Source organism: Gordonia sp. BP-119 (assembly GCF_016924115.1).
In the GTDB taxonomy this organism is placed as follows: domain Bacteria; phylum Actinomycetota; class Actinomycetes; order Mycobacteriales; family Mycobacteriaceae; genus Gordonia; species Gordonia hongkongensis.
Genome location: NZ_JAFFZF010000055.1, coordinates 1 through 24528, shown reverse-complemented (window position 1 = coordinate 24528; position 24528 = coordinate 1). Strand labels below are relative to the sequence as shown.

25 protein-coding genes and 5 pseudogenes are annotated in these 24528 nt (G+C 66.8%); 11 read left to right on the top strand and 19 right to left on the bottom strand.

What is annotated here, in order from left to right:
- Positions 1-284: 284 nt before the first annotated feature.
- Positions 285-1043, bottom strand: coding sequence for an SDR family oxidoreductase (locus JW364_RS21995; protein ID WP_205334360.1), 759 nt, complete (start codon positions 1041-1043; stop codon positions 285-287).
- A gap of 101 nt (positions 1044-1144) precedes the next feature.
- Here JW364_RS21995 and JW364_RS21990 point away from each other — a divergent pair, with 101 nt between their 5' ends.
- Positions 1145-1996 (top strand): helix-turn-helix transcriptional regulator, encoded by an 852-nt coding sequence (locus JW364_RS21990; protein ID WP_205334359.1) that lies wholly within the window; start codon positions 1145-1147, stop codon positions 1994-1996.
- Between the two features lie 18 nt (positions 1997-2014).
- Here JW364_RS21990 and JW364_RS21985 read toward each other — a convergent pair whose 3' ends face one another.
- The gene (locus tag JW364_RS21985) at positions 2015-2485 is read right to left on the bottom strand and encodes a MarR family winged helix-turn-helix transcriptional regulator (protein WP_205334358.1); all 471 of its coding nucleotides are present in this window, start codon (positions 2483-2485) and stop codon (positions 2015-2017) included.
- Positions 2486-2599: 114 nt separating this feature from the next.
- Between JW364_RS21985 and JW364_RS21980 the strand changes: the two genes are divergently transcribed.
- From JW364_RS21980 to JW364_RS21970, 3 genes are all read left to right on the top strand, one after another.
- On the top strand, positions 2600-3064 hold the full coding sequence (locus JW364_RS21980) for a DoxX family protein (protein WP_205334357.1): 465 nt from the start codon (positions 2600-2602) through the stop codon (positions 3062-3064).
- A 121-nt stretch (positions 3065-3185) separates the two neighbouring features.
- Positions 3186-3542: a multidrug efflux SMR transporter gene (locus JW364_RS21975; RefSeq protein ID WP_068972502.1), complete on the top strand. Its 357-nt coding sequence runs from the start codon at positions 3186-3188 to the stop codon at positions 3540-3542.
- Between the two features lie 2 nt (positions 3543-3544).
- Positions 3545-3865 carry a multidrug efflux SMR transporter gene (locus JW364_RS21970; protein ID WP_137809426.1) on the top strand — a complete coding sequence of 107 codons (321 nt, stop codon included), beginning with the start codon at positions 3545-3547 and terminating at the stop codon, positions 3863-3865.
- Between the two features lie 39 nt (positions 3866-3904).
- Here JW364_RS21970 and JW364_RS21965 read toward each other — a convergent pair whose 3' ends face one another.
- The 6 genes and pseudogenes from JW364_RS21965 to JW364_RS21940 all read right to left on the bottom strand — a co-directional run.
- Positions 3905-4918: a YihY/virulence factor BrkB family protein gene (locus JW364_RS21965; RefSeq protein WP_205334356.1), complete on the bottom strand. Its 1014-nt coding sequence runs from the start codon at positions 4916-4918 to the stop codon at positions 3905-3907.
- A gap of 135 nt (positions 4919-5053) precedes the next feature.
- Complete coding sequence (locus JW364_RS21960; protein ID WP_205334355.1) at positions 5054-6388, bottom strand: NAD(P)H-binding protein; 1335 nt, start codon at positions 6386-6388, stop codon at positions 5054-5056.
- A gap of 206 nt (positions 6389-6594) precedes the next feature.
- Entirely contained in the window at positions 6595-7032 is a 438-nt protein-coding gene (locus JW364_RS21955; RefSeq protein ID WP_205334354.1) for a nuclear transport factor 2 family protein, read from the bottom strand.
- A gap of 129 nt (positions 7033-7161) precedes the next feature.
- Positions 7162-7504 (bottom strand): annotated as a pseudogene (locus tag JW364_RS21950) (uracil-DNA glycosylase family protein).
- A gap of 2 nt (positions 7505-7506) precedes the next feature.
- Positions 7507-8061: pseudogene (locus JW364_RS21945) on the bottom strand (hypothetical protein); the annotation flags it as partial.
- Positions 8058-8374 (bottom strand): annotated as a pseudogene (locus JW364_RS21940) (glutathione-dependent formaldehyde dehydrogenase); the annotation flags it as partial. The pseudogenes JW364_RS21945 and JW364_RS21940, both read right to left, overlap by 4 nt.
- Positions 8375-8564: 190 nt before the next feature.
- On the opposite strand from JW364_RS21940, the gene JW364_RS21935 reads away from it, so the two are divergent.
- The 4 genes and pseudogenes from JW364_RS21935 (at position 8565) to JW364_RS21920 (ending at position 13069) form a co-directional block, all read left to right on the top strand.
- On the top strand, positions 8565-9359 hold the full coding sequence (locus JW364_RS21935; RefSeq protein ID WP_068972505.1) for a PfkB family carbohydrate kinase: 795 nt from the start codon (positions 8565-8567) through the stop codon (positions 9357-9359).
- Between the two features lie 120 nt (positions 9360-9479).
- Positions 9480-11014 (top strand): annotated as a pseudogene (locus tag JW364_RS21930) (thiamine pyrophosphate-dependent enzyme).
- A 45-nt stretch (positions 11015-11059) separates the two neighbouring features.
- The gene (locus JW364_RS21925; RefSeq protein WP_159370871.1) at positions 11060-11500 is read left to right on the top strand and encodes a DUF1622 domain-containing protein; all 441 of its coding nucleotides are present in this window, start codon (positions 11060-11062) and stop codon (positions 11498-11500) included.
- An 84-nt stretch (positions 11501-11584) separates the two neighbouring features.
- Entirely contained in the window at positions 11585-13069 is a 1485-nt protein-coding gene (locus JW364_RS21920; RefSeq protein ID WP_307814820.1) for an NAD(P)/FAD-dependent oxidoreductase, read from the top strand.
- Between the two features lie 29 nt (positions 13070-13098).
- Here the strand turns inward: JW364_RS21920 and JW364_RS21915 are convergent, their stop codons facing one another.
- The 8 genes from JW364_RS21915 to JW364_RS21880 form a co-directional block, all read right to left on the bottom strand.
- Positions 13099-13917 carry a DUF1206 domain-containing protein gene (locus JW364_RS21915; RefSeq protein ID WP_205334353.1) on the bottom strand — a complete coding sequence of 273 codons (819 nt, stop codon included), beginning with the start codon at positions 13915-13917 and terminating at the stop codon, positions 13099-13101.
- Between the two features lie 80 nt (positions 13918-13997).
- Positions 13998-15089: a YihY/virulence factor BrkB family protein gene (locus tag JW364_RS21910; RefSeq protein WP_205334352.1), complete on the bottom strand. Its 1092-nt coding sequence runs from the start codon at positions 15087-15089 to the stop codon at positions 13998-14000.
- Positions 15090-15158: 69 nt separating this feature from the next.
- Complete coding sequence (locus tag JW364_RS21905) at positions 15159-15884, bottom strand: 1-acyl-sn-glycerol-3-phosphate acyltransferase (RefSeq protein ID WP_205334351.1); 726 nt, start codon at positions 15882-15884, stop codon at positions 15159-15161.
- Between the two features lie 79 nt (positions 15885-15963).
- Positions 15964-17007: an NAD(P)-dependent alcohol dehydrogenase gene (locus JW364_RS21900; RefSeq protein ID WP_078113864.1), complete on the bottom strand. Its 1044-nt coding sequence runs from the start codon at positions 17005-17007 to the stop codon at positions 15964-15966.
- A 306-nt stretch (positions 17008-17313) separates the two neighbouring features.
- The gene (locus JW364_RS21895; RefSeq protein WP_137809407.1) at positions 17314-17685 is read right to left on the bottom strand and encodes a TraR/DksA C4-type zinc finger protein; all 372 of its coding nucleotides are present in this window, start codon (positions 17683-17685) and stop codon (positions 17314-17316) included.
- Between the two features lie 25 nt (positions 17686-17710).
- Positions 17711-19219: a YdiU family protein gene (locus tag JW364_RS21890; RefSeq protein ID WP_137809406.1), complete on the bottom strand. Its 1509-nt coding sequence runs from the start codon at positions 19217-19219 to the stop codon at positions 17711-17713.
- A gap of 90 nt (positions 19220-19309) precedes the next feature.
- Positions 19310-19513: a zinc-ribbon domain-containing protein gene (locus JW364_RS21885; protein ID WP_068972513.1), complete on the bottom strand. Its 204-nt coding sequence runs from the start codon at positions 19511-19513 to the stop codon at positions 19310-19312.
- A 56-nt stretch (positions 19514-19569) separates the two neighbouring features.
- On the bottom strand, positions 19570-20142 hold the full coding sequence (locus JW364_RS21880; protein ID WP_205334350.1) for a GNAT family N-acetyltransferase: 573 nt from the start codon (positions 20140-20142) through the stop codon (positions 19570-19572).
- Positions 20143-20271: 129 nt separating this feature from the next.
- Here JW364_RS21880 and JW364_RS21875 point away from each other — a divergent pair, with 129 nt between their 5' ends.
- On the top strand, positions 20272-21063 hold the full coding sequence (locus JW364_RS21875; protein WP_058250604.1) for a hypothetical protein: 792 nt from the start codon (positions 20272-20274) through the stop codon (positions 21061-21063).
- A 40-nt stretch (positions 21064-21103) separates the two neighbouring features.
- On the opposite strand, the gene JW364_RS21870 is transcribed toward JW364_RS21875, so the two are convergent.
- Positions 21104-21943, bottom strand: coding sequence for a helix-turn-helix transcriptional regulator (locus JW364_RS21870; RefSeq protein WP_205334349.1), 840 nt, complete (start codon positions 21941-21943; stop codon positions 21104-21106).
- Between the two features lie 116 nt (positions 21944-22059).
- On the opposite strand from JW364_RS21870, the gene JW364_RS21865 reads away from it, so the two are divergent.
- Positions 22060-23001 (top strand): SDR family oxidoreductase, encoded by a 942-nt coding sequence (locus JW364_RS21865; RefSeq protein WP_205334348.1) that lies wholly within the window; start codon positions 22060-22062, stop codon positions 22999-23001.
- A 131-nt stretch (positions 23002-23132) separates the two neighbouring features.
- On the opposite strand, the gene JW364_RS21860 is transcribed toward JW364_RS21865, so the two are convergent.
- Positions 23133-23276: a hypothetical protein gene (locus tag JW364_RS21860; RefSeq protein ID WP_205334347.1), complete on the bottom strand. Its 144-nt coding sequence runs from the start codon at positions 23274-23276 to the stop codon at positions 23133-23135.
- Between the two features lie 202 nt (positions 23277-23478).
- On the opposite strand from JW364_RS21860, the gene JW364_RS21855 reads away from it, so the two are divergent.
- Complete coding sequence (locus tag JW364_RS21855) at positions 23479-24330, top strand: DUF6319 family protein (RefSeq protein ID WP_240199459.1); 852 nt, start codon at positions 23479-23481, stop codon at positions 24328-24330.
- A 13-nt stretch (positions 24331-24343) separates the two neighbouring features.
- Here JW364_RS21855 and JW364_RS21850 read toward each other — a convergent pair.
- A pseudogene (locus JW364_RS21850) lies at positions 24344-24528 on the bottom strand (IS110 family transposase); the annotation flags it as partial.

Sequence of the window (24528 nt, the reverse complement as noted above, 5' to 3'; positions counted from 1 at the left end):
CTTGTCTCCACGACTCAAACGACTAGCCTTAGACATTGACATCCTCCTTTTGTGGTTGGGATAACCAAGCCCCTTATGACCACATCAGGAGGATGTCCCAGTTACCAGCCCTTCCAGCTATTACTAGGAGCGCCCGGAGCTTGCGGAGGGCGCGTCACGAAGGGTCTGCCACGCATCTCGCCAGGACCCTTCGAGGCTCGTCGCTATCGCTCCTCGCACCTCAGGGAGCAGGGGTGGTGGGCTTCTTTCGAATCAGGGAGCGAAGGGGTCGCGCTCCTGCCACCTCAGTGCGGGTCCTGCTCGTTCAGCGTCGCCACGACGTCGGCGTAGTCGCCGCGCGCCTCACCCCACCGCAGGAACTTCACCCGCTCGACGAGCAGTTCGGTGGCGGCGGGTTGCGTGCCGATGAGATGGACGACCTCATCGACGAATTCGTCGAGGGGCATGGCGAAGTCGCTGTCCCGTTGTCCCGGCAGCAGGTCGGTGCGAACCGCCGGCGGCACGAGTTCGACGACGTCGACTGCGGTATCGGCGAACTGTAGGCGCAACGATTCGCTCAGCATGTGGATCGCCGCTTTCGTGGCGTTGTAGGTCGGCGTCACCCGGAGCGGGGCGAATGCCAGACCCGAGGACACGGTCATGATCGTGGCGGACGGTCGAGACCGCAGGTGGTCGATGAACGCGCCGATCAGACGGATCGGACCGAGGAGATTGGTGGTGACCATTGCCTCCGCGGCATCGAGGAAGCCTGCCGGGGACGACCAATCCTCCGCCCGCATGATGCCGGCCATCGCGACGAGCACGTCGAGGTTCGGGTGTTCGGCGATGACCTTCCGTGCGGCGGACTCGACACTGGCCGGGTCGGCGACATCGATCGCGACGGTGTGCAACCCGGGGTGTTGCGAACGGATACGGTCGAGGAGTTCGGTGCGCCGCCCGCCGACGATGACGGTGTTGCCCGTGTGGTGCAGACGGGTCGCAAGTGCCAAGCCGATCCCGCTGGTCGCTCCGGGGATGAAGATGGTGTTTCCGGTGAGGTTCATGTCATCGAGTCTCGGATCCGGCGGGCGAGTCATCCAGAGCGCAACCATCGGGGGATCGCCGATCCCTGGCAACGCGGTACCGACGCCGTGATACTGGCCTGATGGATCGTGATGCGCTGGCCGGGTTCCTCGTGAGCCGACGCAACAGTCTGCAACCATCCGATGTCGGTCTGCCGGGGGGCGCCCGGCGACGCACGACGGGTCTTCGACGCGAAGAGGTGGCGCAGCTCGCCACGATGTCGACCGACTACTACACCCGTCTCGAACAACGCCGCGGCCCACAACCGAGCACCCAGATGCTGGCGGCGCTCGCTCGCGCACTTCGCCTCACCGCCGATGAGCGGGACTACCTGTTCCGGGTAGCCGGACACAGCGCGCCGGACCGGATGGCGGCCTCGGACCACATCGCGCCCGGACTCCTGCGGGTACTGGACCGGCTCACCGACACCCCCGCCCTCATCCTCTCGACACTGGGGGAGACCTTGGTCCAGAATCATTGCGCGCGAGCGCTGTTCGGTGACACCGACCATCTCGTCGGAATGGATCGCAGTGCCATCTACCGGTGGTTCGTGTACCCCGACGAGGAACGCGGCCGCTACCCGGCTGATGATCACGGGCGACAGAGCCGTGCGCAGGTCGCCTCGCTCCGTGCCGCTTACGGCGTCATGGGCGCCGATTCCCGTGCCGGAGCGATGGTCACGGAACTTCGACGCCGCAGCAGCGAGTTCGCCACACTCTGGGACACCCACATCGTGAGCCGACGCTTCGAGGACCACAAGATCCTGATCCATCCCGAGGTCGGCGCGATCGAGGTCGACTGTCAGGCGCTCTTCACCGAGGACGAAACCCAGGTGTTGCTCGTGCTGACCGCAGCGCCGCGAACGGACGCAGCGGGAAAGATCGAATTGCTCAACGTGCTCGGCACACAAGAACTCGGACTCGATCCACGTTGACCGTCTGGCGCCGGGGGATTACGTCGACCCGGTCTCACGAGCGTTGATCCGCCTTCCGATCGCGGCCACCTGGCGAAGCTGCGCACGCGTGAGGCGGTCGATGACGAGCTCACGCACGTTGGTCACATACCCGGGAGCGGTGGCCACCACTTTCTCCCAACCCGACTCGGTGAGAACGGCATTCGTGAATCGACCGTTCTCGGGGCAAGGATGGCGCCGAACCCATCCCCGCTTCTCGAGTCTGCCGACCACGTGCGAGAGCCGGGACAGCGAACCGTAGGACAGTTCGGCGAGCTGGCTCATCCGCAGGGTGCGGTCAGGGGCCTCGGACAGCGCTGCCATCACCTCGTACTCGAAGTGGGTGATCTGGGCGTCACGGAGAAGCTGGGCGTCGAGGGCGTGGGGGAGGTGGGCGAGCGCGGTTGCCACCTGGATCCAGGCGTCCATTTCCTCGTCGTCGAGCCAGTTCGGCTCTGGGGCAGTGGACATCTGCGCAGTGTATATGAAGTGAACACGTCCGTGATCAGGTTGACGCATCAAGTGTCAGCACCTAGCCTTCACTTGATACTTCAAGTCACAATCATCTAGTGAGGCGGCTCAGTCATGACCAACCCCATCGTCCGCAGCGCGGGCATCCTCATCGGACGCGTCGCACTCGGCGTCATCTTCTTGGCTCACGGCCTGCAGAAGTTCCAGCAGAACGGCTGGACCGGACCGCAGACCGGGTTCGACATGATGGGTGTTCCGGCCGCGTCCTTCTCGGCGTTCGTCGTCACGTGGCTCGAGATCCTCGGTGGCATCGCCCTGATCGTCGGGCTGTTGACCCCGATCGTCGCCGCCCTGTTCACGCTGGACATGATCGGCGCGCTGTTCATCGCACACGTCGACAACGGCATCTGGGTCTCCGACGGTGGTTACGAGTTCGTGCTCGCCCTCGGTGCCGGCGCACTGCTGCTGGCCGTGATCGGCGCCGGACGTTTCAGCGTGGACGCCGCGCTGGGTTCGAAGGTGCGCTGGCTCGCCGCCGACGACTCCCGGTCGCGCGACCTGGTCGGCACCTCGCGCTGACCCCGCTCCGCTCCCGGCGCCTGGTTCATGCGCCCCGGTCCGCCCACCTTGCGGACCGGGGCGTTCGCCGTCCGCGGTCCTCGCCTACAGTCCCAGTAGGGCGTCGAGTGGAATGAGAGATATGACCTGGCTGATGCTGATCGCGGCGATCGCCGCGGAGGTCGCGGCGACGTTGTCACTCAAGGGTTCACAGACCGAACCGATGCTGTACGCGGTGGTCGCCGTCGGTTACACGTTCGCGTTCATACTCCTGGCCGCAGTCCTGAAGCGCGGCATGGGCATCGGCGTGGCCTACGGCATCTGGTCGGCGTCGGGCGTCGCACTCACCGCGGTACTGGCGACCTGGATATTCGACGAGCCCTTCGGATTCCTGATGGGAATCGGCATCGTGTGCATCATGATCGGGGTTCTCCTCGTCGAGACCGGCCACCGGCCACCCGTCGACGCGGGTACCGACTCCGCCGCTTCGGGGGTCTGACCGTGGGATATGTCTTCATCGTCGCCGCCATCGTCGCCGAGGTCACCGGGACCCTCGCGCTGCGTGCCGCCGCGACCGGTCGACCGACCTTCTACGGAGTCGTCGTCCTCGGGTATCTGACGGCGTTCGTCGCGTTGACCCTCGGGCTGCGGCACGGCGTGCCCCTCGGTGTGGCGTACGGCATCTGGGCGGCGGCCGGGGTCGCAGCCACGGCCGTCGCCGCACACTTCCTGTTCCGCGAACGCCTCAACCGACGCATGGTGGCCGGCATCGGGGTGATCATCGTCGGTGTGCTGCTCGTCGAATTGGGCGCGCTGCACTGAGTTCCGGCTTCGCTGACGTCGCGCCGCGACCGCCGACGATCAGCCGCGTTCGGATTCGGGGGAGCGCGGGTCCACCTCAGCGCCGGACTCGACGTCACGCGGGTTGTCGAAGGAGACGTCGATCTCCTGAAAACCCTTGTTGCGCTGCGCGAGAACCTGCGCCGAGTACGCCGCCTCGTCGCCCTTCGTCAGACTGACGTTGTCGGTGAACGGGGTGAGCAGCGAACGTGGATAGAGCCGGTCGACGCGAACCGCGTTGGTCTCGAGACAGATGACGATCACGATCGACGACACGTAGAGGAAGGCGAGCAGGCCCAGCACGATCGCGAAGACGCCGTTGGTGGAGCTGGCGTTACCGATGACGTGCTGCACATAGACCGCGCCGAAGGTCTGGATGATCTGCCAGCAGACCGCCGCCCCGAAGGCGCCCGGCAGTACGTCCCGGACCGACACGTCGCGGGCAGTGCCGATCCGAAAAGCCACGGTGAACACCAGCGTGCTCAACGCCACCGATCCGAGGATCGCCAACCAACGGCCGACGATGCCGAGTTCGAACGCGGCCGAGACACCGTTGACGACGGTCAGACCGATGACCGCGACGCCGATCGTCGACAACAACAGCAGGCCACGCAGACGGGCGAAGATCGGGTCGGGACGCTCGTTCCGCGGCACCGCCCAGATCGTGTTCATCGCGTTCTGGGCGGCGACCGCCACTCCGAGACCGCCATACAGGGACACCACGACCCCGATGATTATGGCGGTGACCCCGCCGCTGAGCTTCTCGGGTTCGCCCAACTGCCCACCGATCACCGGGATCTGGCTCATCGCCGAGTCCAGGATGCGGTCTTGGAGGTCGGGGTTGTCGGCCAGGACGATACCCAGCACGGTCGCGAACAGCAGCAATAGTGGGAACAACGAGATGAACGCGTAGTAGGCGCAGAGCGCGGCCAGGTAGGCGCCCTGATCGTCGACGAACTTGTAGATGACGGCAAGCGGGAAGCCGGTCGCCGGATGCCGCCGCTGAAAACGGTCGACCCGCTCGGTCAACGACACCCGATCATCCTTCTCCTCGCCGGACCGTGCCTGTTCCCCGTTCCGTTGAACGAGTCGTTCACCGGGAGTTACCACGGTCGTGCCGACTTTAACCCGAGCACGAGACGTTTCGGGACACGTCATCGGATCGGGGGTTCACCGGAACGGATCGAAACCCGGGATGCCGAGGGCGCGGAAGGGTGTTCCCAGACGCCAATAGGCCAGCCCGGCCAGCCCGCGCGGGAAGTACCGTTCGGTGGTCGTGACCGTCACGGACCCGTGCGCGTCGTCCGCCGCCTGGAGGCGGTACTCGCGATACGATCTGCCGAACCGGTTGTCGCGCAGACGAATACGAAGTCGGTCCGGTCGTCGCACGAGCACGATCTCACCGCGGTGCCGCGCATCCCGCTCGAGCCGCTCCCAGACCGTCGCACTACTCGCGCGCTCACTGACCCGGGTCTCCGATTCGAACATCTCCTCACCGGCCCACTGTGGATCGGTGGGAAGGGGTTCGGCCGGCGACACGTCTACGGACGCGTTGGCCCACGAGGCACGGCCATCGCCGCGCGCCGAGCGTTCGAGCGTGTGGGCAACCGCCTCCGAGTAGGAGGTCAACCCCCCTTCCGGACGATCGATGATCGCGTCGACGGCACGGTCGCGACAGACGGCGTCGCATTCGAGGGACTCGATCAGCGGTCGAGCGATCTTGCCGCGGATCGGCGTGACGAACCGGACCCAGCGGCTCGCCAGCGCCGGCGTGAGATACGGCAGTACCACCATGACTCGAGGTCGAAGACCCGCGACCTCGGCATACACCTGCATCATGTCGCCGTATTCGAGGACGTCGGGACCGCCGATGTCCCAGGTCCTCGACGACGGGACGGTGGCGGTGGCGGCTTCCACGAGGTAGTGCAGGGCGTCGTCGACCGCGATCGGTTGGATCTTGTTGTGCACCCACCGCGGCGTCGTCATCGCGGGTAGTCGCTCGGTGAGGTGCCGGATGAGTTCGAACGAGGCCGACCCCGAGCCGATCAGCGTCCCGGCCTGCAACGCGATGGTCTCGATCGGTGAGTCGATGAGGATGTCGCCGACCTCGGCGCGTGAGGCCAGATGTTCGGAAAGGTCGGTGCCCGACGGATGGAGACCGCCGAGGTAGACGATGCGCGACACGCCGTTCTGCTGAGCCGCGGCCACCACATTCTCCGCGGCACGCCGCTCTTCGGCCGCGAAGTCCGCGTCGGTGCTCATCGAGTGGACCAGGTGGTAGACGACATCCACACCCGCGAAGGCCTTGACCAGCGAATCGCGATCAGACAGATCACCCCGAATCACCTCGGCCGTCGGATCAGACAACCACGGTGCGTCGGCGAGCTTCTCCGGTGTCCGCGCCAGTGCGCGCACACGGTGCCCGCGTGCCAACAACCGGGGCGCCAATCGGCCGCCGCCGTAACCGGTCGCTCCGGTGACCAGACAGGTTCGCGACTCGTCCACCTGACTCCTCCGCTCTGGGGTGTTCCTCCCAGGCTAGGGAGCGAAGCCGCTCGGCGCCGTCGCCTCGGCGCGGTCGGTGCCGGATCGTTCTCCGTGGCCACGATTCGATAACGGCACGTTTGGCCGAGACCGAACCCAGACCACCAGACCTGAATCCGACAGCCAGACCTTGATCGAAGTCTGGCGGTCGAGTTCAGGTCTGCCCGTCAGCTGTCGTTCGCGCCCGCCGGCGAATTCTCGAACCACAGGCACTCCTCCAGGAGGCCCGCGCTCTTCCAGCCATCCGCGGTCCGGACCATCGAATGGTGGTAGTTGCCGCCGCAGGTGCTGAGTTCGGGCATGCCGACGAAACGCATCGGGTTGTAGAACATGGCGCGGACGTCGGCCCGGTCTCCGTCGAACGTGTACTCGATGTTGGTGATGAAGTGCTGACTCACCGACACGAACGCGAAACTCTCCTCCAGCCACGCGGCGATCTCGTCCCGAGTGCCCGCCTGACCGTAGGGCGTCGACGAGTAGTCGACCACCGCCTCCGGGGTGAACACCGAGCGCCAGAGTTCCCAGTCCTTGGTGTCGACCGCTCGTGAGTACCGGTACAACGTGTCCGCGATGCCGAACCGGTCGCTGATCTCCTGCAGGTCCATCGTTCTCCCGTCCACCGGTATCGGTACGGGCAGCCCGTCGTGGCAGCGCCGAGACCGGCCGTCGCCGCCGACTATAGACACCAGTCCAGACGCTTGTCAGCGAAACCGCACCGGAGCGGGTGCCGCAAGTCAGGTCGATGCTGCGAGGTCGCGGACGACGCGGAGGTCGGCGACGAAGGCGTCGAAGGCCCGCTCGCGCTGATCCGTGGGTCCGCGGAGAATCGACGACGGGTGCACGGTCACCACCACGAACTCGGAATGGTCGGGGCCGAGGTCTCCGTCGGCGCCGAGATCGAAGCGCTCGCCACGGTGTCGGGTGAGCCGGAAGTTGGTGCCCAGCAAGGCCTGTGCGGCCGTGGCACCCAGACACACGACAGCGGCCGGCCGGACCGACGAACGGTTCGTCGGCACGATCCTTCTGGTCACCGGGCTGTTCGCCGATGAACATGATCGTCGAACCGGGCGCGCCCACCCCACCGCGACACCCGCCGCGGCCCCGGTGATCACCCGCGGCCCGCCCACCAGAAACGGGTCGAACCGGGAGTGGTTGCCGTCGACGCGTTTCCGGCCACGGCGGGACGACCATCCGTGGTGGGAGAGTTCGGACCGGATGCCCGTCTCGGTCACCGGGTTGTCGGGCCGACCGGTCGCGAACGACGCGAGGTGCGCCTCGATGGACGCCACGCGATCGGCGCCCAGCAGGATCAGCCAATGCGCCGCGCGCCCCTCGCTGTAGCGGTACGCGGAGCGTCGGATCACCCCGGACAGCCCGCGCGGCGGCGTGGACGTGCCGAAAACCGGTGGCAGAAAGGCATGTTCGTTCGATCGCTCGCGGGGCTGACGCTCGGGCTGGTCTTCGGGGACGGTCCAGTGGACGCCGGGGGCCGGTTCCACGGGCAGTTCGCGCGGAACCGCGGGGCGGTTTGCGGGATCCAGGTCGACGCCCCATCCGGGTATGCGGTCGACCAGTGCGGCGGTGTCGGGGTCGTGGGGGCGGTCTGCGGGATAGCGGGCACGGGTCCTCCTCAGCCGGCGTCGGCAACGATGATTGGCTTGATGCAGTCGTCGAGCTCCTCGGAGAAGATGCGGTAGCCCTCAGCGATGTGCTCGAAGCGGAATTCGATGCGTGACAATGTGTGAAATAGCCGTTGCGGATGTGGTCGAACAGTCTCGGCCACTGCCGTTTTACCGGGCACTGGTTCATGTTCGGGGTGAGTCCCTTGTTCATGGCGTCGCCGAACTTGACCGCGCTGAACATCGGCCCGTACGCACCCATGACCGAAACGGTGCCGCCTTTGCGGACCGCATCGATGGCCCAGTTGAGGGCGATCGGTGACCCGCCTGCAGCTGGAACTTGGCCGCGGGGCCGCGGTAGACCATCGCGCACATCGTGTCTGGACTAATGCGCGTTCGGGTACCCCACAAATGCGGTACTAACCGCGCCGGCGGCGCGGTGCGCGCAGACCGGTGTCACGCGCGGGGGTGTAGAAAAGGAACCCGAATCCAGGACAGTCCTCGGGAGGAGATCGTCGATGTCAATGGTGTCTTATGTGATCGCCGGTTCGGAGGCCAGCGGGGGAGCGGGCATCCAGGCCGACCTGCGCACCTTCGCACAGCTGGGTACCTATGGTGTCGGGACCATCACCTGCATCGTGTCCTTCGACCCGAACAACGAGTGGTCCCATCGGTTCGTACCGATCGACTCCGGGGTGATCGCCGATCAGATCGAGGTGGCCACCGCCGCGCACGAACCCGAGGTCGTGAAGATCGGCATGCTGGGCACCCCGGCCACCATCTCCACGGTCGCGCAGGCGCTCGGCTCCCGACAGTGGCGAGACGTCGTCGTCGATCCGGTGCTGATCTGCAAGGGTCAGGAGCCCGGCGCCGCACTCGACACCGACAACGCCCTCCGCTCCGAGATCTTGCCGCTGGCCACCGTGGTGACCCCCAATCTGTTCGAGGCCGCGACCTTGGCCGGCATGGACGAACTGACGTCCACCGACGACCTCGCCGAGGCGGCGCGGCGAATCCATGATCTCGGGCCGAAGGTCGTCGTCGTGAAGGGCGGGGTCGGACTCCCCGGCGAGGAGGCGATCGACGTCGTCTTCGACGGCTCCGAGGTCACCGTCCTGCGTGCCCCGAAGGTGGGCGACGAGCGGGTCTCCGGAGCCGGCTGCGTGTTCGCGGCCGCCACCACCGCCGAACTCACCAAGGGCGCAGGGGTCCTCGACGCGATCCGGACCGCCAAACAGTTCACCCACGACGGCATCGTCGGCCGTCTCGCCTCGAACGCACCGTTCGACGCCGTGTGGCACAGATCGAGGTGACCCACGGGCTAGTGCTCGGTCGGCCCAGCCCGTCGGGTGTCGGCGGGCTTCTCCCCGGGTAGTCGAGCGACAGCCCGGCGGTCTCCGTCACCGTCCGGGACGTCGTCCCGAGGAGAACCCATGTCCGAGACCGTCGCCGACATCGTGCTGCAACGCCTTCGGGAGTGGGGGGTCCGGCAGGTTTTCGGCTACCCCGGCGACGGCATCAACGGCCTGCTGTCGGCCTGGGTTCGCGCGGAGAACGATCCGCAGTTCGTCCAATCGCGCCACGAGGAGATGAGCGCGTTCCAAGCCGTCGGATCGCGCTCGCCGAACGCGCGCCGACGGCCCTGATCTTTCCCTCGGATGTTCTCGACCTGACCTACGAGCCACCACAGCAGGCCTTCAAGCAGGTCCCGTCCAGCCTCGGGGTCACGTCGGCGACCCCCGTGCCGGACCCGGACGCGGTCGCGCGAGCCGCCGAGATCCTCAACTCCGGGGAGCGAGTCGCGATGCTGGTCGGCCAGGGCGCACGGGGATGTGCGCCTGAGCTCATCACGGTTGCGGACATCCTCGGCGCCGGTTGCGCGAAAGCCCTTCTCGGGCGAGATGTCCTCCCCGACACGCTGCCGTGGGTCACGGGATCCATCGGCCTGCTCGGCACGACGGCCAGCCATCGATTGATGTCGGGCTGCGACACCCTGCTGACCGTCGGATCGAATTTCCCGTACTCGCAGTTCCTTCCGTCGTTCGGACAGGCCAGGGGAGTGCAGATCGACCATTCACCCGAGATGATCGGCATGCGCTACCCGAATGAGCTCAATGTCGTCGGCGACGCACGCGCCACGCTGCAAGCTCTCATCCCGCTGCTCGAACCCAAGACCGACCGCTCGTGGCGCGACAAGGTCGAAGCCGACGTCGAGCGCTGGTGGACGAATGCGGCCGGCCAGGCGATGACCGACGCGGATCCGGTCAATCCGATGCGCATCTTTCACGAGTTCTCGCCACGCGCCCCGTCGAATTGCATCATCACCGCGGATTCGGGCAGTGCCGCCAACTGGTACGCACGGCACATCGTCTTCCGCGCCGAGATGAGGGGGTCGCTGTCCGGGACGCTGGCCACGATGGGGCCGGCGGTGCCCTATGCCATCGGCGCCAAGTGGGCGCACCCCGACCGGCCCGCGGTGGCCTTCGAGGGCGACGGTGCGATGCAGATGAACGGCCTGGCCGAGATGATCACCGTGGCGCACTACTGGCAGCAGTGGACGGATCCGCGGCTCGTCGTCGTGGTGTTGCACAACAACGACCTGAACCAGGTCACGTGGGAACAGCGCGCGATGTCAGGATCGCCGAAATTCGCTGCCTCACAGGAACTCCCCGACGTCGACTACGCGGCCTTCGCGCGGGGGATCGGACTCGTCGGGATCAACGTCGACGACCCGGATGGTCTCGGTACCGCATGGGACACCGCCCTGGCCGCCGATCGACCGGCGTTGCTCGACGTGCGTTGCGACCCGACGGTGCCTCCCGTCCCGCCGCACGCGACCCGCGAGCAGGTCCTCGCCCTCGGCGAGGCGCTGGTCAAGGGTGACGACGATGCATGGGCCGTCGCCAAGAACGCAGCCAGACAGGGAATCCGCCAGTTCCTACCCGGACGGCAGTCCGACAACGACTGACTACACGGGACACCGGCTGCGCCCCGGTCCCGTACTCTCCACCGCATGAGCGGTGAGGAACTCTTCACAGCGGTAGCGGTCGGGTTCGAGGCAGTCGGAGCCTTCGCGATGATCGTGGGAGCGATCATCGCGTGCGTGCTGGGCGCACGTTCGCTCCGTCGGGGAGAGGGTGGCAACACTGCCTTCTCGGTACTGCGCAACACACTCGGAGCAGCCATTCTCCTGGGGCTGGAAGTCCTGGTCGCGGCGGATCTCATCCGCACCATCACGTCCAAACCGTCGATCGAGGATGCGCTCATCCTCGGGCTCATCGTGCTCATCCGTACCGTGTTGTCGATGTCCATCCAGATCGAGATCGAGGGCGTGGCGCCGTGGCGTCGAGCGTTGCTGACCAGCGGTGGACAACTGCTCGGTGCAGCGGTCGCGAACGACGCAGCAGCTGCGCGACCGACAACCGAAAGCACCGCGCGACGCGTCGACGGGTAGTGTCGCCACCCGGTCTGGCGCCGACAACGACCGGCGAGTCATCCTGGATGCCGATCACCGACAGACCGACCGAAGGAGTGCCGGGTGACAACGATCCCAGACGAAGTCGATGTCCTCATCGTCGGTGCCGGGATCTCCGGCATCGGTGCCGCCCGCTGGGTGCGAACCGAACACCCTGGCAAGTCGATCGCGATTCTCGAGGCCCGGAATACCGCCGGCGGTACGTGGGACCTGTTCCGCTACCCGGGGATTCGGTCCGACTCGGACCTGCACACCTTCGGGTACGACTTCAAGCCCTGGACCGATCGACAGGCGATCGCCGACGCCCCGCGAATCCTCGATTACCTCCACGAGACGATCGACGAGAACGATCTCGCTCCGCTGGTCCGGTATGGGCATCGTGTGGTGGCGGCCGTGTGGTCGTCGGACACCGCGCGGTGGACGGTCGACGTCGAACACACCGACACCGGAACGCGAAGCCAGATCAGTGCGCGATGGATCTTCTGTGGCTCGGGCTACTACGACTACGACGCGGGGTTCGCGCCGGAGTTCGCCGGCACCAAGACCTTCCGTGGCGAGATCGTGCATCCGCAGCACTGGCCCGAGGACCTCGATTACGCGGGCAAGCGGGTCGTGGTCATCGGCAGCGGCGCAACGGCGGTCACACTGCTTCCCGCGATGGCGGGACAGGCCGCGCACGTGACCATGCTCCAGCGCACACCGACCTACATCCTCCCGCTGCCCCGCGAGGACGCCATCGCCAACACCCTCAAGAAAGTGTTCGGCACCGAACGCGGATACGCATTGACCCGACACAAGAACGTCGCGCAGCAGCGGTTGCTCTTCGAACTGTGCCAGCGATTCCCATCGGTCGCTCGTCGGCTGATCCGCAAGATCAACGAATCTCAGCTGCCCGAGGACTATCCGGTGGACACGCATTTCAATCCCCCGTACAACCCCTGGGACCAGCGGCTGTGTGTGGTGCCCGACGCCGACCTGTTCCGGGCCATCCGCTCCGGGAAGGCCTCGATCGTCACCGACCGGGTCGACACCTTCACCGAGAACGGCATCCGGACAGTGGGCGGGGAGGAACTCGAGGCCGACATCGTCGTCACCGCGACCGGGCTCAACATCAAGATCATCGGCGGCATCGAGCTGAGCGTCGACGGTGAACCGGTGTCCCTTCCCGACACCGTCGTCTACCGCGGGATGATGCTGTCCGGTGTGCCGAACTTCGCGCTGGCGATCGGTTACACCAATGCGTCGTGGACCCTCAAGATCGGACTGTTGTGCGAATACTTCTGCAAACTTCTGGCGCACATGGATTCTCACGGATACGACAGTGTGTGGGCGGTCGCGGACCCCGATATGCCGACTCGGCCACTGCTCGACTTCGGGGCCGGCTACGTCCAACGAGCCCTCGACACCCTGCCCAAGCAGGGAGCTGAGGAGCCCTGGGTGATGTCGATGAGCTACTACGCCGACCGCAAATTGTTCCGTGGTGACGTCGCCGACGACAACGTCCGATTCGCGCGGGCGGGGGAGCGGGTGCGGTCGACGGTCGGGTAGCGGTGACGACTCGCCGGACGGCGGCTGAGTCACATCCGCGCGAACCGCACCAGCCAGTAGCAGTAGACGCCGTAGGCCGCGATACCCACCGCGGCCAGGATCATCAGCACCTGCCCGGCGGGCAGGCCGGCCAGTGTCTTGACCGCGCCGTCGATCCCCGTGGCCTTCGACGGATCGGCAGTCGCAACAGCCACGATGACCAGGATGCCGGTGCCGGCCAGAACGACACCCTTGCCGCAGTAACCGATCACGCCCGCGATTGTCGCCGCCTTGTCGTCGGAGATCTTGAGATCGTCGAGGAACGACCGGCTGGCTCCCTTGTAGACGTGGTAGACGCCGACGCCGATGATGATCAGGCCGGCCGCGACGAGGACGAACTTCCCGCCACCGGACTGCAGGAGTCGCGCTGTCAGTCCGGCGTTCTCCTGACCACTCGACTTCCCTTGGCCGGTCGCGAAACGTATTGCCGACCAGGCGAGCCCGACGTAGACCACGGCGAGCGACAACGCTTTTCCGCGATCGAACCACTGCTCGGCGCCATCACTGTCCTCGCCCGGTTCGGTGGCGTGGGGTCCGACGACGGCCTCGGCGAGTCGCCACAGCGCCAGTGCTGCGAACGCGACCGCGGCCACCCACAGGACGACGCGGCCGCCGGACGAGTCGGCGAAGATCCCCAACGCACCCGACTGGTCGGCGTTCCCGCCCCCACCGAAGGCCAGGCGCAGGATGATGTAGGCGATCAGCAGATGGAGCAGGCCGCTGACGGCGTGGCCGGCACGCGCCAAGCGCTCGAACCACGGGCTGTCGGTGGCGCGGTCGACCGCGCCGGTCACTTGATTGCGGCTCATCGCGCCACGTTCCTTCCACCGGTCGACCGAGCTGGTGCCCGGCCGGTTCCACTGACGTTACGGGGGCGTCGGGCGGTCGCTCACTTCCCCTGCGAGTTACGAAGGGCCCGAGCCTGTTCGATGTACTTCTGGTCCTTCTCGTCGTTCTTGTCCGACGCCGTGGTGTCCCGAGGCGGCAGTTGCAGGTGCTCTTCGGCCGGCATCCCCGCCTGTAGCTGTCGGCCACGTTCGAGTTCGGAGTCGAACTCGGCCCCGAACAGCAGCGCGAGGTTCGTCAGCCACAGCCACAGCAGGAAGACGATGACTCCCGCGAGTGCGCCGTAGGTCTTGTTGTAGCTGCCGAAGTTCGAGACGTACAGCGCAAATGCCACCGACGCGACGATCCAGGTGACGATGGCCAGCACCGCTCCGGCGCTGATCCACCGGAACTTCGGCTGCTGCACGTTCGGGGTCGCCCAGTAGAGAATGGCGACGATCAGGATGACGAACAGCAGGAGGATCGGCCAACGGACGATGTTCCACACGGTCAGCGCGGTCTCGCCGAAACCGATGGCGTCTCCGATCGATTTCGCGATCGGTCCGCTGACGGCCAGCATCAGTGCCACGGCAGCGGCGAGCACGAGTGCTACGAGGGTCACGAGCAGCATGATCGGCCGCAGCTTCCAGATGGGACGGCCTTCGTCGATCTCGTACATCCGGTTCATCGCGCGTCCGAACGCCCCCACGTAACCCGAAGCGGACCAGAGCGCGCCGAGCAGACCGAGTACGAGGGCGAAACCGGCGCTGGGGGCGGCCACGAGTTGTTCGACGGGGCCCCGCAACGTGTCCACGGCCGACGACGGTCCGAGGTCGTCGACCATCTGCAGGACGGCGTCGGTCGTCTTCTCGCCCTGGCCGAACACACCGAGCAGCGAGACCAGCGCGAGCAGCGCCGGGAACAGCGAGAGCACGGAGTAATAGGTGAGCGCCGCTGCCAGATCGGTGCACTGATCGCGCGAGAACTCCCGCGCGGTCTTCTTCAGCACGAAGAGGAGGGACGGCTTGGTCAGGTCAGTGGGGGAGTCCGGCTTGCGCGGATCATCGGGGTCGGCCGATTCGGGGTCGTCGCGAACGTCCGGTTCAGCTGAGGCCGGATCCTTGTCAGCTCGTTCAGCGGCGTCATCTCGTTTCATCCCCTGCGCTTAACCAGCGAACGCGCGAGCCAAACCCGGCCGACGTCGGCGCACCCGTCACCTGTGGGGTCAGCGCACGTGGCCGCAGGCGGCGTCGACCGCCCCCTGCAGATCTCGCTGGATCCAGCGGGTCACGGCGGCGGGTGTGTCGTCTCGACGGGCGCCGAGGTCCACCGGTTCACCCAGAGCGACAACGGGCCGGCCACCACCGGCCGGGTAGGCGATCCCGGCGGAGACCAACCACAGTCCGACACCGTCTCGCAGGGCTCGATGGGCGATGTGGCCGATCCCGGTGCCGAGCCGCTGAACCTCCGTCGGGTCGCCCTCGTTGCAGGTCCCCTCCGGAAACACCGCGATGCTGTCCCCGCGTGCCATTCGTTCGACGCAGACGGCGATCATCTGACGCCCGGCGTCGGCCGCAGCTCGCACTCCGTGGTCCTTGCTGCGAAACACCGGGATCCCGCCCAGAGTGTCGATCTTCTTTCGCTGTTCCGGATCCTGGAACAGTTCGTCTTTCGCGAGGACACGCAGGCTGCCTATCCGGCGCCGCAGCGGTGACCGGAAGCCCGCAGCTGCGAGGACCAACGGGTCGCGCTCGGAGACATGATTCGCCGCAATGAGCAGCGGAGCCCCGCTGCGCACGGCGCGGACGATCGCCTCCCGCGAACGAAAGCGCACGACCGGCCGGATTCGGGCGGCGAGCACCGCGTACATCATTCGCGCCCGGGCGCGGTCCTGCTGATGGGTCCGGTAGTGCTCGTATACCGCCTGTGCCTCGGACAGCTCGACCTTCACCTAAGTTACGGTACCGTAGGTTGCGGGGCTGCGGTGCCGCCACGGGACTCCGCATGACCGTCCGGGTACAGCTCCGAGGTCAGTCGGGGACGACGACCGCCCGGCCACGCAGCTCGTTCGAGGCCAACCGACGGTAGGCCTCGAGCCCGTCGTCGAGGGAGAACTTCTCGACGGCGACCTCCAGGACACCGTCGCGCGCGAGGTCGAGGACCTCGATCAGTTCGTGCCGCGCACCCCAGTACGGCGCCCGAACCGACACCTCATAGGGCTGGGTGAAGAAGCCGACCTTCGCCGCGGCGACACCGTCACCGATGCCGACGATCACGACGTCACCCAGCGTGCCGACGATGCCCATCGCGGTGTCGATGGTCGGCTGCAAGCCGACGAAGTCGAATACCGCGGTGGCGCCGTCGTTTCCGGTGATCTTCCGGACATTCGCCACGGCGTCGGCATCGCTGAGAACGGTCTCATGGGCACCCACCTCGCGTGCGAACGCGAGCTTGTCCTCGCTGAGGTCGAGGGCGATGATGCGCGCCGGGGTCAGATGCCGTAACAGCTGAATCCCGATGTGCCCCAATCCGCCCGCACCGATGACGACGGCCGTGGTGCCGCCGACGAGCTTCGGCAGCGACGGTTTGATCGCGTGATACGGCGTGAGCCCCGCGTCGGTGAGCGGTACCGCTGCGATCGGGTCGAGGTCGCCGAGCGGAACGAGGTGCCGGGCGTCGTCGACGATCATGTAGTCGGCCATCGCACCTTCGTTGCCGAGCCCGGGGGGAGTGATGCCGAGTTCGGCCGCACGACTGCAGTAGTTCTCGAACCCACGCGAGCAGAAGTGACAGGTCCCGCAACCCCAGGGGCCGTAGACCGCCACCGCGGTTCCCTCGGTCAGCGACGTCACACCGCTGCCGATCTCGGCGACCACACCGGCTCCCTCGTGCCCGAGCGTCATGGGTAACGGATAGGGAAAACCCTCGGCGGGCATGTTGAGCACGAAATCGTCGGAGTGGCACGCACCGGCGGCAGTCACCTTCAACAACACCTGGCCGGGGCCGGGTGTCGGCTTGTCGACCTCGCGGAGCTCGGGCGGACTTCCTGGCTTGACGATCTGGATGGCTTTCATGCCGGACACCTCTCGGTTCGAGTCGTTGCGTGCTCTCCCGCCTTCCGGTCTACCCGCGTATGGCGATACGCGCATACGTCGGCGGGAAACCAGACGCGAATTCCTGCTGAACCGCGGCACAGGTGGACAATGCCGATCAGAAGCCGGGACGGACCACGGAGTTCGATGTCGCGGCGTGCCGGGCGTGTCGGCGGGTGCGTCAAACATCCTGTGGCAGAGTCGATCAGCCGAGACGACGGCCGGAGGCGGAAGAGGACCGGATGCACTTTGGAGTACGGGTGGACCGGACAACGCTGCGACTCCGGGTCACCATCGTCGCGACTGATTCCGAGCGGCGCACCGCACACACTGCCGGGTGGCCGGCAGGACTTCGAGGCGCTCGGCACCGATGGGTTCGCCACAGTCCTCGCACCGGCCGTAGGCACCCGCGCCGACCCGGTCCAGGGCGGCACCGATCTCGTCGAGCCGGACTCGCGACCGTTCCAGCTGCGCAACCAGATGGCCGCGTTCCACCGCGAGAGTCGAACCTTCCGGGTCGTGCTCGTCGTCGGCCGCCGCGTCGCTGGTCGCCTCGAGCACCGCGGCCAGCCGGGACGACAACGATTCGATCAGCGCGGCGGTCCGTTCCCGTTCTGCGAGCAGCACATCCCGCGACTCGTCATCCTGCCTCGAGGTCACCGTGGGCCCACCGACGTCGTCTCGCTCAGGTGCCGCAGAAGGTCTGGAAGCTGTCGCTGAACGCCTGCGGGGCCGGCGCCGCGAAGTGAGCCCATTCGGTGCGGCGTTCGAACGGATGCGTGACGGGATCCATCAGCCGCGTGAACGGTTCCAGATCGCCGTCGGTCGCGGCGCGCAAAGCGGCGTCGACCTGATGGTTGCGCGGGATGTACACCGGGTTCACGGTATCCATCGCCTCGGCGACCGCACCGGGCTCACGACCGAGACGGGCGAGTTCACGGCGCCATCGTTTCAGCCACGGACCGATCTGCTCGCGCGGCATGAGGCTGATGATCGGGACCTGATCTCCGCGGAGTTCGTCGGCCAGCGCCCGGAAGGTGCCTGTCCAGTCCGCGCGATGATCACGCATCAGGGTCAACAGGTCGGCGACCAGTTCGGGTTCGGAAAGCGCTTCTGTCAGACCGATTTTCGACGCCATGCCGGTGGCGAAATGGTGTTCGTACCGCGCCTCGTAGGTGGCGAGCACGTCCGACGCCGCAGCGATCGCCTCATCGGGTGTCGGGGCCATGAGCCTGAGCAGGGTTTCGGCGAACCGCGCCAGATTCCACTTCAGGACGGCGGGCTGATTCCCGTAGGCGTATCGGCCCGCGTGATCGATCGAGCTGAACACCGCCGACGGGTCGAAGGCGTCGAGGAACGCGCACGGCCCGTAGTCGATGGTCTCACCCGAGATCGTCGTGTTGTCGGTGTTCATCACGCCGTGCACGAACCCCACCAGCATCCACTGGGCCACCAGGGCGGCCTGACGTTCGAGTACGGCTTCGAAGAACGCGAGATACCGGTTGCCGTCGCCGGCCTCCGACGCTTTCGCGAGCTCCGGGTAGTGACGGCTGATCGCGTAGTCGGCGAGTTGTTGCGTCAGGTCGGTGTTCCGGATTGCGTACTCGAAGGTGCCGACACGGAGATGGCTGGCGGCGATCCGCGCCAACACCGCGCCGGGCTCGGCCCCGGTGCGCTGAATGTCTCGCCCCGTGGCCACGACCGACAGCGAACGCGTGGTCGGGATCCCCAGGGCGTGCATGGCCTCGCTGATCACATACTCGCGCAGCATCGGCCCGACCACCGCGAATCCGTCGCCACCTCGGGAGAACGGAGTACGCCCGGAACCCTTGAGCTGTAGATCGACTCGTCGACCGCCGCGGTCGATCAGCTCCCCGAGCAGCAACGCCCGGCCGTCGCCGAGAAGCGGTGTGTACCCGCCGAATTGATGCCCGGAGTAGGCGGTGGCGACAGGGACGGCATCGGCGGGCGCGGCCGCACCCGACAGAAGTGCGACACCGTCGTCGGATGTCAGTGCCGCGATGTCGAGGCCCAGGTCGTCGGCGAGTGACTCGTTGACGACGAGCAGTCGGGGGTCAGGCGTCTCGGCACCCTGCCACGGCACGGTGAAAGGCGTCAGCTCGTCGACGAAGGTGCGCTCGAAGCCGGTGATCGCGGCGCTCGTGCGGGCGGGAGTATCGGGAGAGACGGACACCCCTCGAGGGTAACCAGTTTCCGGACCGGCAAACCGGCTGCGCAGAAGGGGCGAGGGAGGAGTGTCCACCCCACTCGCCCCGGACGGCGATCAGGCCGCCAGCGCCGCGCCGCAGATGCCGCAGGCCTCGAAGTTGCGCCGGTTCCACCGGGCGATCGGGATGAAGAACACGCTGAACTGGCTGTATTCACGCATCCGCGCCCACTGGGTGGTGTTGTGGCAGCGGGGACAGGTGCGGGTCTGACCCGCACCGAGATGCTTCTGCCTACGGCCATATCCGAACAAGAAGAACACGCCGCCATCGTAGAGTTCGCGGCTCGCGGCGGCCGGTCACGCGCCGCGGTAGTCGATCACGGGCGGCGGACCATGAGGTCGTTCTCGGCTGTGAAACCGCATTGTTTGTACAGGTCTGTCGATGCTTCGGTCGGGTTGAGCACCACCTTCGCGTATCCACGGCCGTCCGTGGTCGCGACGGTATGCCGGACCAGTTCACGTCCGATCCCGGAACCGCGGAACGCCGGGCGGACGTACAGATGACCGAGATAACCCCATCGGCCGCCGGCGCCCTGCCGGGGACTCGGCATCCGGGCGTGTTCGGTCAAGCACACCATTCCCACGGTCATGTCGTCCGTGCCCGCGGTCCAGACCGTTCGTCGCTCATCGTCCAACCAACTCGCAACCGCGGCGGCGAAGGCGGTATCGCCAAGCCACGGCCCGACGGAGCGATCGTCTTCGTACGCCCACTCCCAGCGGAGCTCGGCCACAAGGTGGGAGTTCTGCGAAGGTTGAATTCGTACCGCGTGTCGACCGGTCACCCACCCAGGGTGACCGATGACGGTCGGCGGCTGCGCGTGCGGCACCGCAGAAACTCCACGACCACCGCCGGCCTCGCGGAGAATGGACGAGGCCGAGGTGCTCGCCATCCGTCGAGACGCGCTCGCCATCCGTCGAGACGCATCGGGTCGGCGGGCATCGGTACGCTCGGTGGTGTCCGTTTTGTCGGCCTGACGTCACCGCCACCGGGCTGCGGACTCGCGAAACCGGAGGGAAGCATGGAAGCACTGATCCTGATCGCCGTCATCGTCGTGATCGTCGTCGGGGTGGTGGTGTTCGCCCAACAGCGTTCCGGCGCCAACGCGGCCCGCACCCTCGAGGACGCGAAAGCCGACGCACGACAGGTGATAGAACGTCTGGGCGGCCAGGTGTTCATGCTGGTCGGCGACGGCCCGGCATCGAAACAGGCGCTGGCCGACGCGGGGGAGCGATACACCGCGGCGGGGTCTCAGATCGAGCAGGCCAATTCGCCGGTGCAGGCGCGGCTGGCCAAACAGACTGCGATCGAGGGGCTCTACTACATCCGTGCGGCCCGGGCCGCCATGGACCTCGACCCCGGTCCGGCGATCCCCGAGCTCGACGGGCAGAAGAGTGCCGGTGCGGTCACCGAGGACCGGACCGTGGAGTTCGAGGGACGAAAGGTCGCGGCATCGCCCAACCCGTCGGAGCAGACGCCCAACTACTATCCCGGTGGCCGCGTCGCGGGCAGGCCGGTACCCGCCGGTTGGTACTCCGAGCCGTGGTGGAAACCGGCTCTCGTTGCCGGCGCCTGGGGACTCGGATCGATGTTCCTGTTCTCGGCAATGTTCTCCGGCATGGCGGGCGTTCCCTACGACGCGCAGTCCTTCGAGAGTGGCGCCGGCGACGGTTCCGACGGTGGCGCCCTGGAAGGCGGTGACTCCGGCGACTTCGGCGGTGGTGACTCCGGTGACTTCGGCGGGGGAGATTTCGGTGGCGGCGACTTCGGCGGGGGAGGCGACTTCGGCGGTGGCGACTTCGGGGGGTTCTGAGCGGCTGCCCTCCGAGTGACTCGGCTTCGCTTGCCGGGCGTCAGGTCGCCGTGGGTGCCGCGACGACGGACAGCAACCGGAGCTTCTCGGCACTCGCACTGCCCGGGGTCGCGGTGTAGACGAGCAGCGAATGCGAACACCGCGGGTCGACCAAGATCTGGCAACTCAGCTCGATCAATCCCACCTCGGGGTGCACGTACCTCTTGGTCTCGCGAGGAGCTATACCCACTTCGTGCCGTGCCCAGATCTCGCGGAACTCCTCGCTCTCGCCTGTGAGCCGTTCCGCGAGCGACGCCGCATACGACTGCGGGCCTCGTAGCGCAGCCACTCCTCGTAGTCCGGATACGTACATACGTGAGTAGAAGTCGTGGTCGTCGGACGGATGCAATTGGCGAGCCCGCGGATCGGTGAAACACCGATAGCCGATGCTCCGCGCCGGCCCGTCGAACCGCATGAGGTCGCCGACCAGTGCCACCCCGAGTCGGTTCTGGCGCAACGTCTCGCCGAGTTCGGTGACGATCTCGGCCGGGGTGTCGGCGAGCCGGTCGAAGATCCGCATCATGCCCGGGGAGATGTGCTCGCGGTCGGGTCCGCGCATGGGCGGCCGGTGGCCGGCGAGGTGGAACAGGTGGTCTCGCTCCTCGACGGAGAGGTGGAGGCCCTGTGCGATGGCGGCCACCATTTGTGGCGACGGCTGCGGGCCGCGCTCGCGTTCGAGTCGTGAGTAGTAGTCGGCGGACATGTGACACAGGGCAGCCACCTCTTCGCGACGGAGTCCACCTGTGCGACGGCGCTGCCCGCGAGGCAGTCCGACGTCCTCGGGCTGAAGGGCGGCACGCCTCACCCGAAGGAAGTCAGCGAGACCGGGACGATCGATCATTCGGCCATTCTTGCGCGCCCGGAACCGCGGAGCCACGGATCGACAGGCCGTGGATAACGGTGCGGACCGACACAAGACTGGAAGCGAGAACATTCCGAGTCCGTCAGGAGCTCCGCATGACACGAAACAGCAGATACAGCCTGTCCATCCCCGATCTCACGGGCCGTCGAGCGGTCGTGACCGGCGCGAGTGACGGCATCGGGTGGGAGATCGCGAATGCGCTCGCCGGCGCCGGTGCGGAAGTGGTCGTGCCGGTGCGTGATCCGAACAAGGGGGCGAGGGCGGTCGAGCGCATTCGTGATCGTCACCCCGCCGCCACACTCACGATGGAGGAAGTCGACCTGTCATCGATGGCATCGGTCGAGGCGCTTGCCGGCAGGCTCCGGGCGGACGGCACACCGAGCGACATCCTGATCAACAACGCCGGGATCATGACTCCGCCGAAACGCCTGACCACAGGCGATGGATTCGAGGTCCAGTTCGGCACCAACCACCTAGGACACTTCGCCCTGACCGTCGCGGTGCTTCCGCTGCTCCGGTCCGGGAAGGCACGGGTGGTCTCGCAGACGAGCATCGCGGCAAAACGAGGCTCGATCAATTGGGATGATCTGAACTGGAAGCGCCACTACGACGCAATTAAGGCCTACCGCCAGTCCAAGATCGCGTGCGCGCTGTTCGGACTCGAACTCGGACGCCGAAGCCGCGCTGCCGGTTGGGATGTGACGAGCGTGATCTCACATCCGGGAGTCGCCCCGACCAGCCTTCTCGCCGCTCGTCCTGAGGTCGGCAGGACCGCCCCGACGAGCGGCCGGCGCGTGATCGAGTGGATGTCGCGGCACGGCGTCGGTGTGGGCACCGTCGAAACCGCTGCCCTCCCAGCCCTGATGGCGGCGACGCAGCCGGAGACGCCCGATGATGCGTTCTTCGGACCACAGTGGCCCGGTGACGCCGGCGGGCCACCCGGATTACGGCAACCCTGGCAACCGTTCCGTGATCACGAAGCAGCATCGCGTCTGTGGGCGGTGTCTGAACAGCTCACCCGGGTGACAGCGGGATAAAGACGGGCCTCCTGGCGCCGATGTGCGACCGCCAGTGGTGTGTGCCACCTGCGGACCGAAGTCGACGCAGGTGACACACCGGCAATGAGCACTTGCGGTGCTTTCCACTCGAAGTCTGAGGGACGGCAGGTTCAGGGGAAGAGCGTCAGGAATGTCGCTGCCGAGGTCGCGCACAGCAGCGCCGCGATCGTGACGCCTGCATACGCGTGATCGGCAATCGGGGTCTCGCGTGTCGCGACCGACGATGTGCGTGTCGGGGTGCTGGCCTCTGTCACAAGTTGTCCCTCCGAAGACCCGTTACCGTCCCCGAGAACATTAGGGCCGCGAACGTTCACCCGAGACCCGCCGGCGACGTTCGAGGCCACAACGATGCTGTGGGTCACGAAACGATAACGGTCGCAAGTACTAGGTTTGAACTGCACGAACGGTGAATCGCCGACGGCGCGACGCAGTGATGGGTAACGCGGATTCGCACGCATGTGCGACAATGGCGCGGTGAGTTCACAGACGAGGGCCGGCTTGGGTCCCGACGACCTGGAGTCGCTGTCCGCGGCACTCGCGGCCGGTAAGCGAGCCACGGTCTATCTGCGCGATGCGATGCCATCGCTGAACCTGGAGGCCGGCGCCTCGGCGCGAGTCGTGTCGATCGACGGTACGACAGTGACGGTGAGCCCGAGGGGCGTCGACGACCAGTTGCCCTTCGAAGCCGACGAACTGCGACGTAACCGACCGGCAGCCGCGACCACTGCGACCGCTGCGGTTCGTCGACGCACACCGGAACCGGCGCCCCCGAAGCCACAACCGACGTCGTCATCGAAAACAGATGTCGAGGAATCGACTTCCGCCCGCCCGTCCCGAAAGGCGCGTCCTGCGACGGATGCCCCACCGAGGGCGACGGAGTCGGCGCCGGCGCCTGCGACGACCAGGTCGTCGCGAAAGGCCAAGGCGCCGACCGCGCCGACCACGGTCACCATCACCGCGGCAGGGGAGAGCACGTGGACGCTGTCGGTTGCGGTCGGAACCAGAAAGCTGGCAAAACCCGTCGAGATCACCGCCGACCGGGTGGCCCGGGCGATGCGGGAGCTCGATGACGAGACCGCGATCGCCGCGGTCGACGCCGTCATCGAATCGGCCAGAACGGCCGCGCAACGCCGCATCGACGAACTCAGTCAGGAACTCGAAGCCGCGCGGGCCGCGCTGGCCAACCTCGACGGGTCCGTCGACGACCAGCGCGGCCCTGCTCCCTGCCTCTCGAAGGGCGACCCACCCTGCTCCTGCTCCCTGATCCGAAAGAGCGACAAAACCCTGCTCCCTAATCCGAAGAGTTAGGTGAGGTGGCTGCTCAGGCCGCTCCGTGGGGTGTGATGGTGACGTCGTATCCGAGTTTGTGTAGGTCGTAAATGGCGCGGTTCTTGGTGCGTTCGGGGTGGCGTTGCTGGTGGTAGTCGGGGCCGGGTTCGTCGTAGACGACGTTGTCGGTGAGCATGATCCAGACCACGGTGAGCAGGGTGTGCTCGAGGGCGACGA

What these genes read in the sequence shown, in the direction of transcription:
- JW364_RS21975 (WP_068972502.1), top strand. Translation starts at nt 3,186, where the DNA reads ATGACCTGGCTGATGCTGATCGCGGCGATCGCCGCGGAGGTCGCGGCG.
- JW364_RS21900 (WP_078113864.1), bottom strand. Translation starts at nt 17,007, where the DNA reads ATGAAAGCCATCCAGATCGTCAAGCCAGGAAGTCCGCCCGAGCTCCGC.
- JW364_RS21995 (WP_205334360.1), bottom strand. Translation starts at nt 1,043, where the DNA reads ATGAACCTCACCGGAAACACCATCTTCATCCCCGGAGCGACCAGCGGG.
- JW364_RS21870 (WP_205334349.1), bottom strand. Translation starts at nt 21,943, where the DNA reads ATGATCGATCGTCCCGGTCTCGCTGACTTCCTTCGGGTGAGGCGTGCC.
- JW364_RS21955 (WP_205334354.1), bottom strand. Translation starts at nt 7,032, where the DNA reads ATGGACCTGCAGGAGATCAGCGACCGGTTCGGCATCGCGGACACGTTG.
- JW364_RS21990 (WP_205334359.1), top strand. Translation starts at nt 1,145, where the DNA reads ATGGATCGTGATGCGCTGGCCGGGTTCCTCGTGAGCCGACGCAACAGT.
- JW364_RS21875 (WP_058250604.1), top strand. Translation starts at nt 20,272, where the DNA reads ATGGAAGCACTGATCCTGATCGCCGTCATCGTCGTGATCGTCGTCGGG.
- JW364_RS21925 (WP_159370871.1), top strand. Translation starts at nt 11,060, where the DNA reads ATGAGCGGTGAGGAACTCTTCACAGCGGTAGCGGTCGGGTTCGAGGCA.
- JW364_RS21910 (WP_205334352.1), bottom strand. Translation starts at nt 15,089, where the DNA reads ATGAAACGAGATGACGCCGCTGAACGAGCTGACAAGGATCCGGCCTCA.
- JW364_RS21985 (WP_205334358.1), bottom strand. Translation starts at nt 2,485, where the DNA reads ATGTCCACTGCCCCAGAGCCGAACTGGCTCGACGACGAGGAAATGGAC.
- JW364_RS21935 (WP_068972505.1), top strand. Translation starts at nt 8,565, where the DNA reads ATGTCAATGGTGTCTTATGTGATCGCCGGTTCGGAGGCCAGCGGGGGA.
- JW364_RS21980 (WP_205334357.1), top strand. Translation starts at nt 2,600, where the DNA reads ATGACCAACCCCATCGTCCGCAGCGCGGGCATCCTCATCGGACGCGTC.
- JW364_RS21855 (WP_240199459.1), top strand. Translation starts at nt 23,479, where the DNA reads ATGTGCGACAATGGCGCGGTGAGTTCACAGACGAGGGCCGGCTTGGGT.
- JW364_RS21865 (WP_205334348.1), top strand. Translation starts at nt 22,060, where the DNA reads ATGACACGAAACAGCAGATACAGCCTGTCCATCCCCGATCTCACGGGC.
- JW364_RS21915 (WP_205334353.1), bottom strand. Translation starts at nt 13,917, where the DNA reads ATGAGCCGCAATCAAGTGACCGGCGCGGTCGACCGCGCCACCGACAGC.
- JW364_RS21880 (WP_205334350.1), bottom strand. Translation starts at nt 20,142, where the DNA reads ATGGCGAGCACCTCGGCCTCGTCCATTCTCCGCGAGGCCGGCGGTGGT.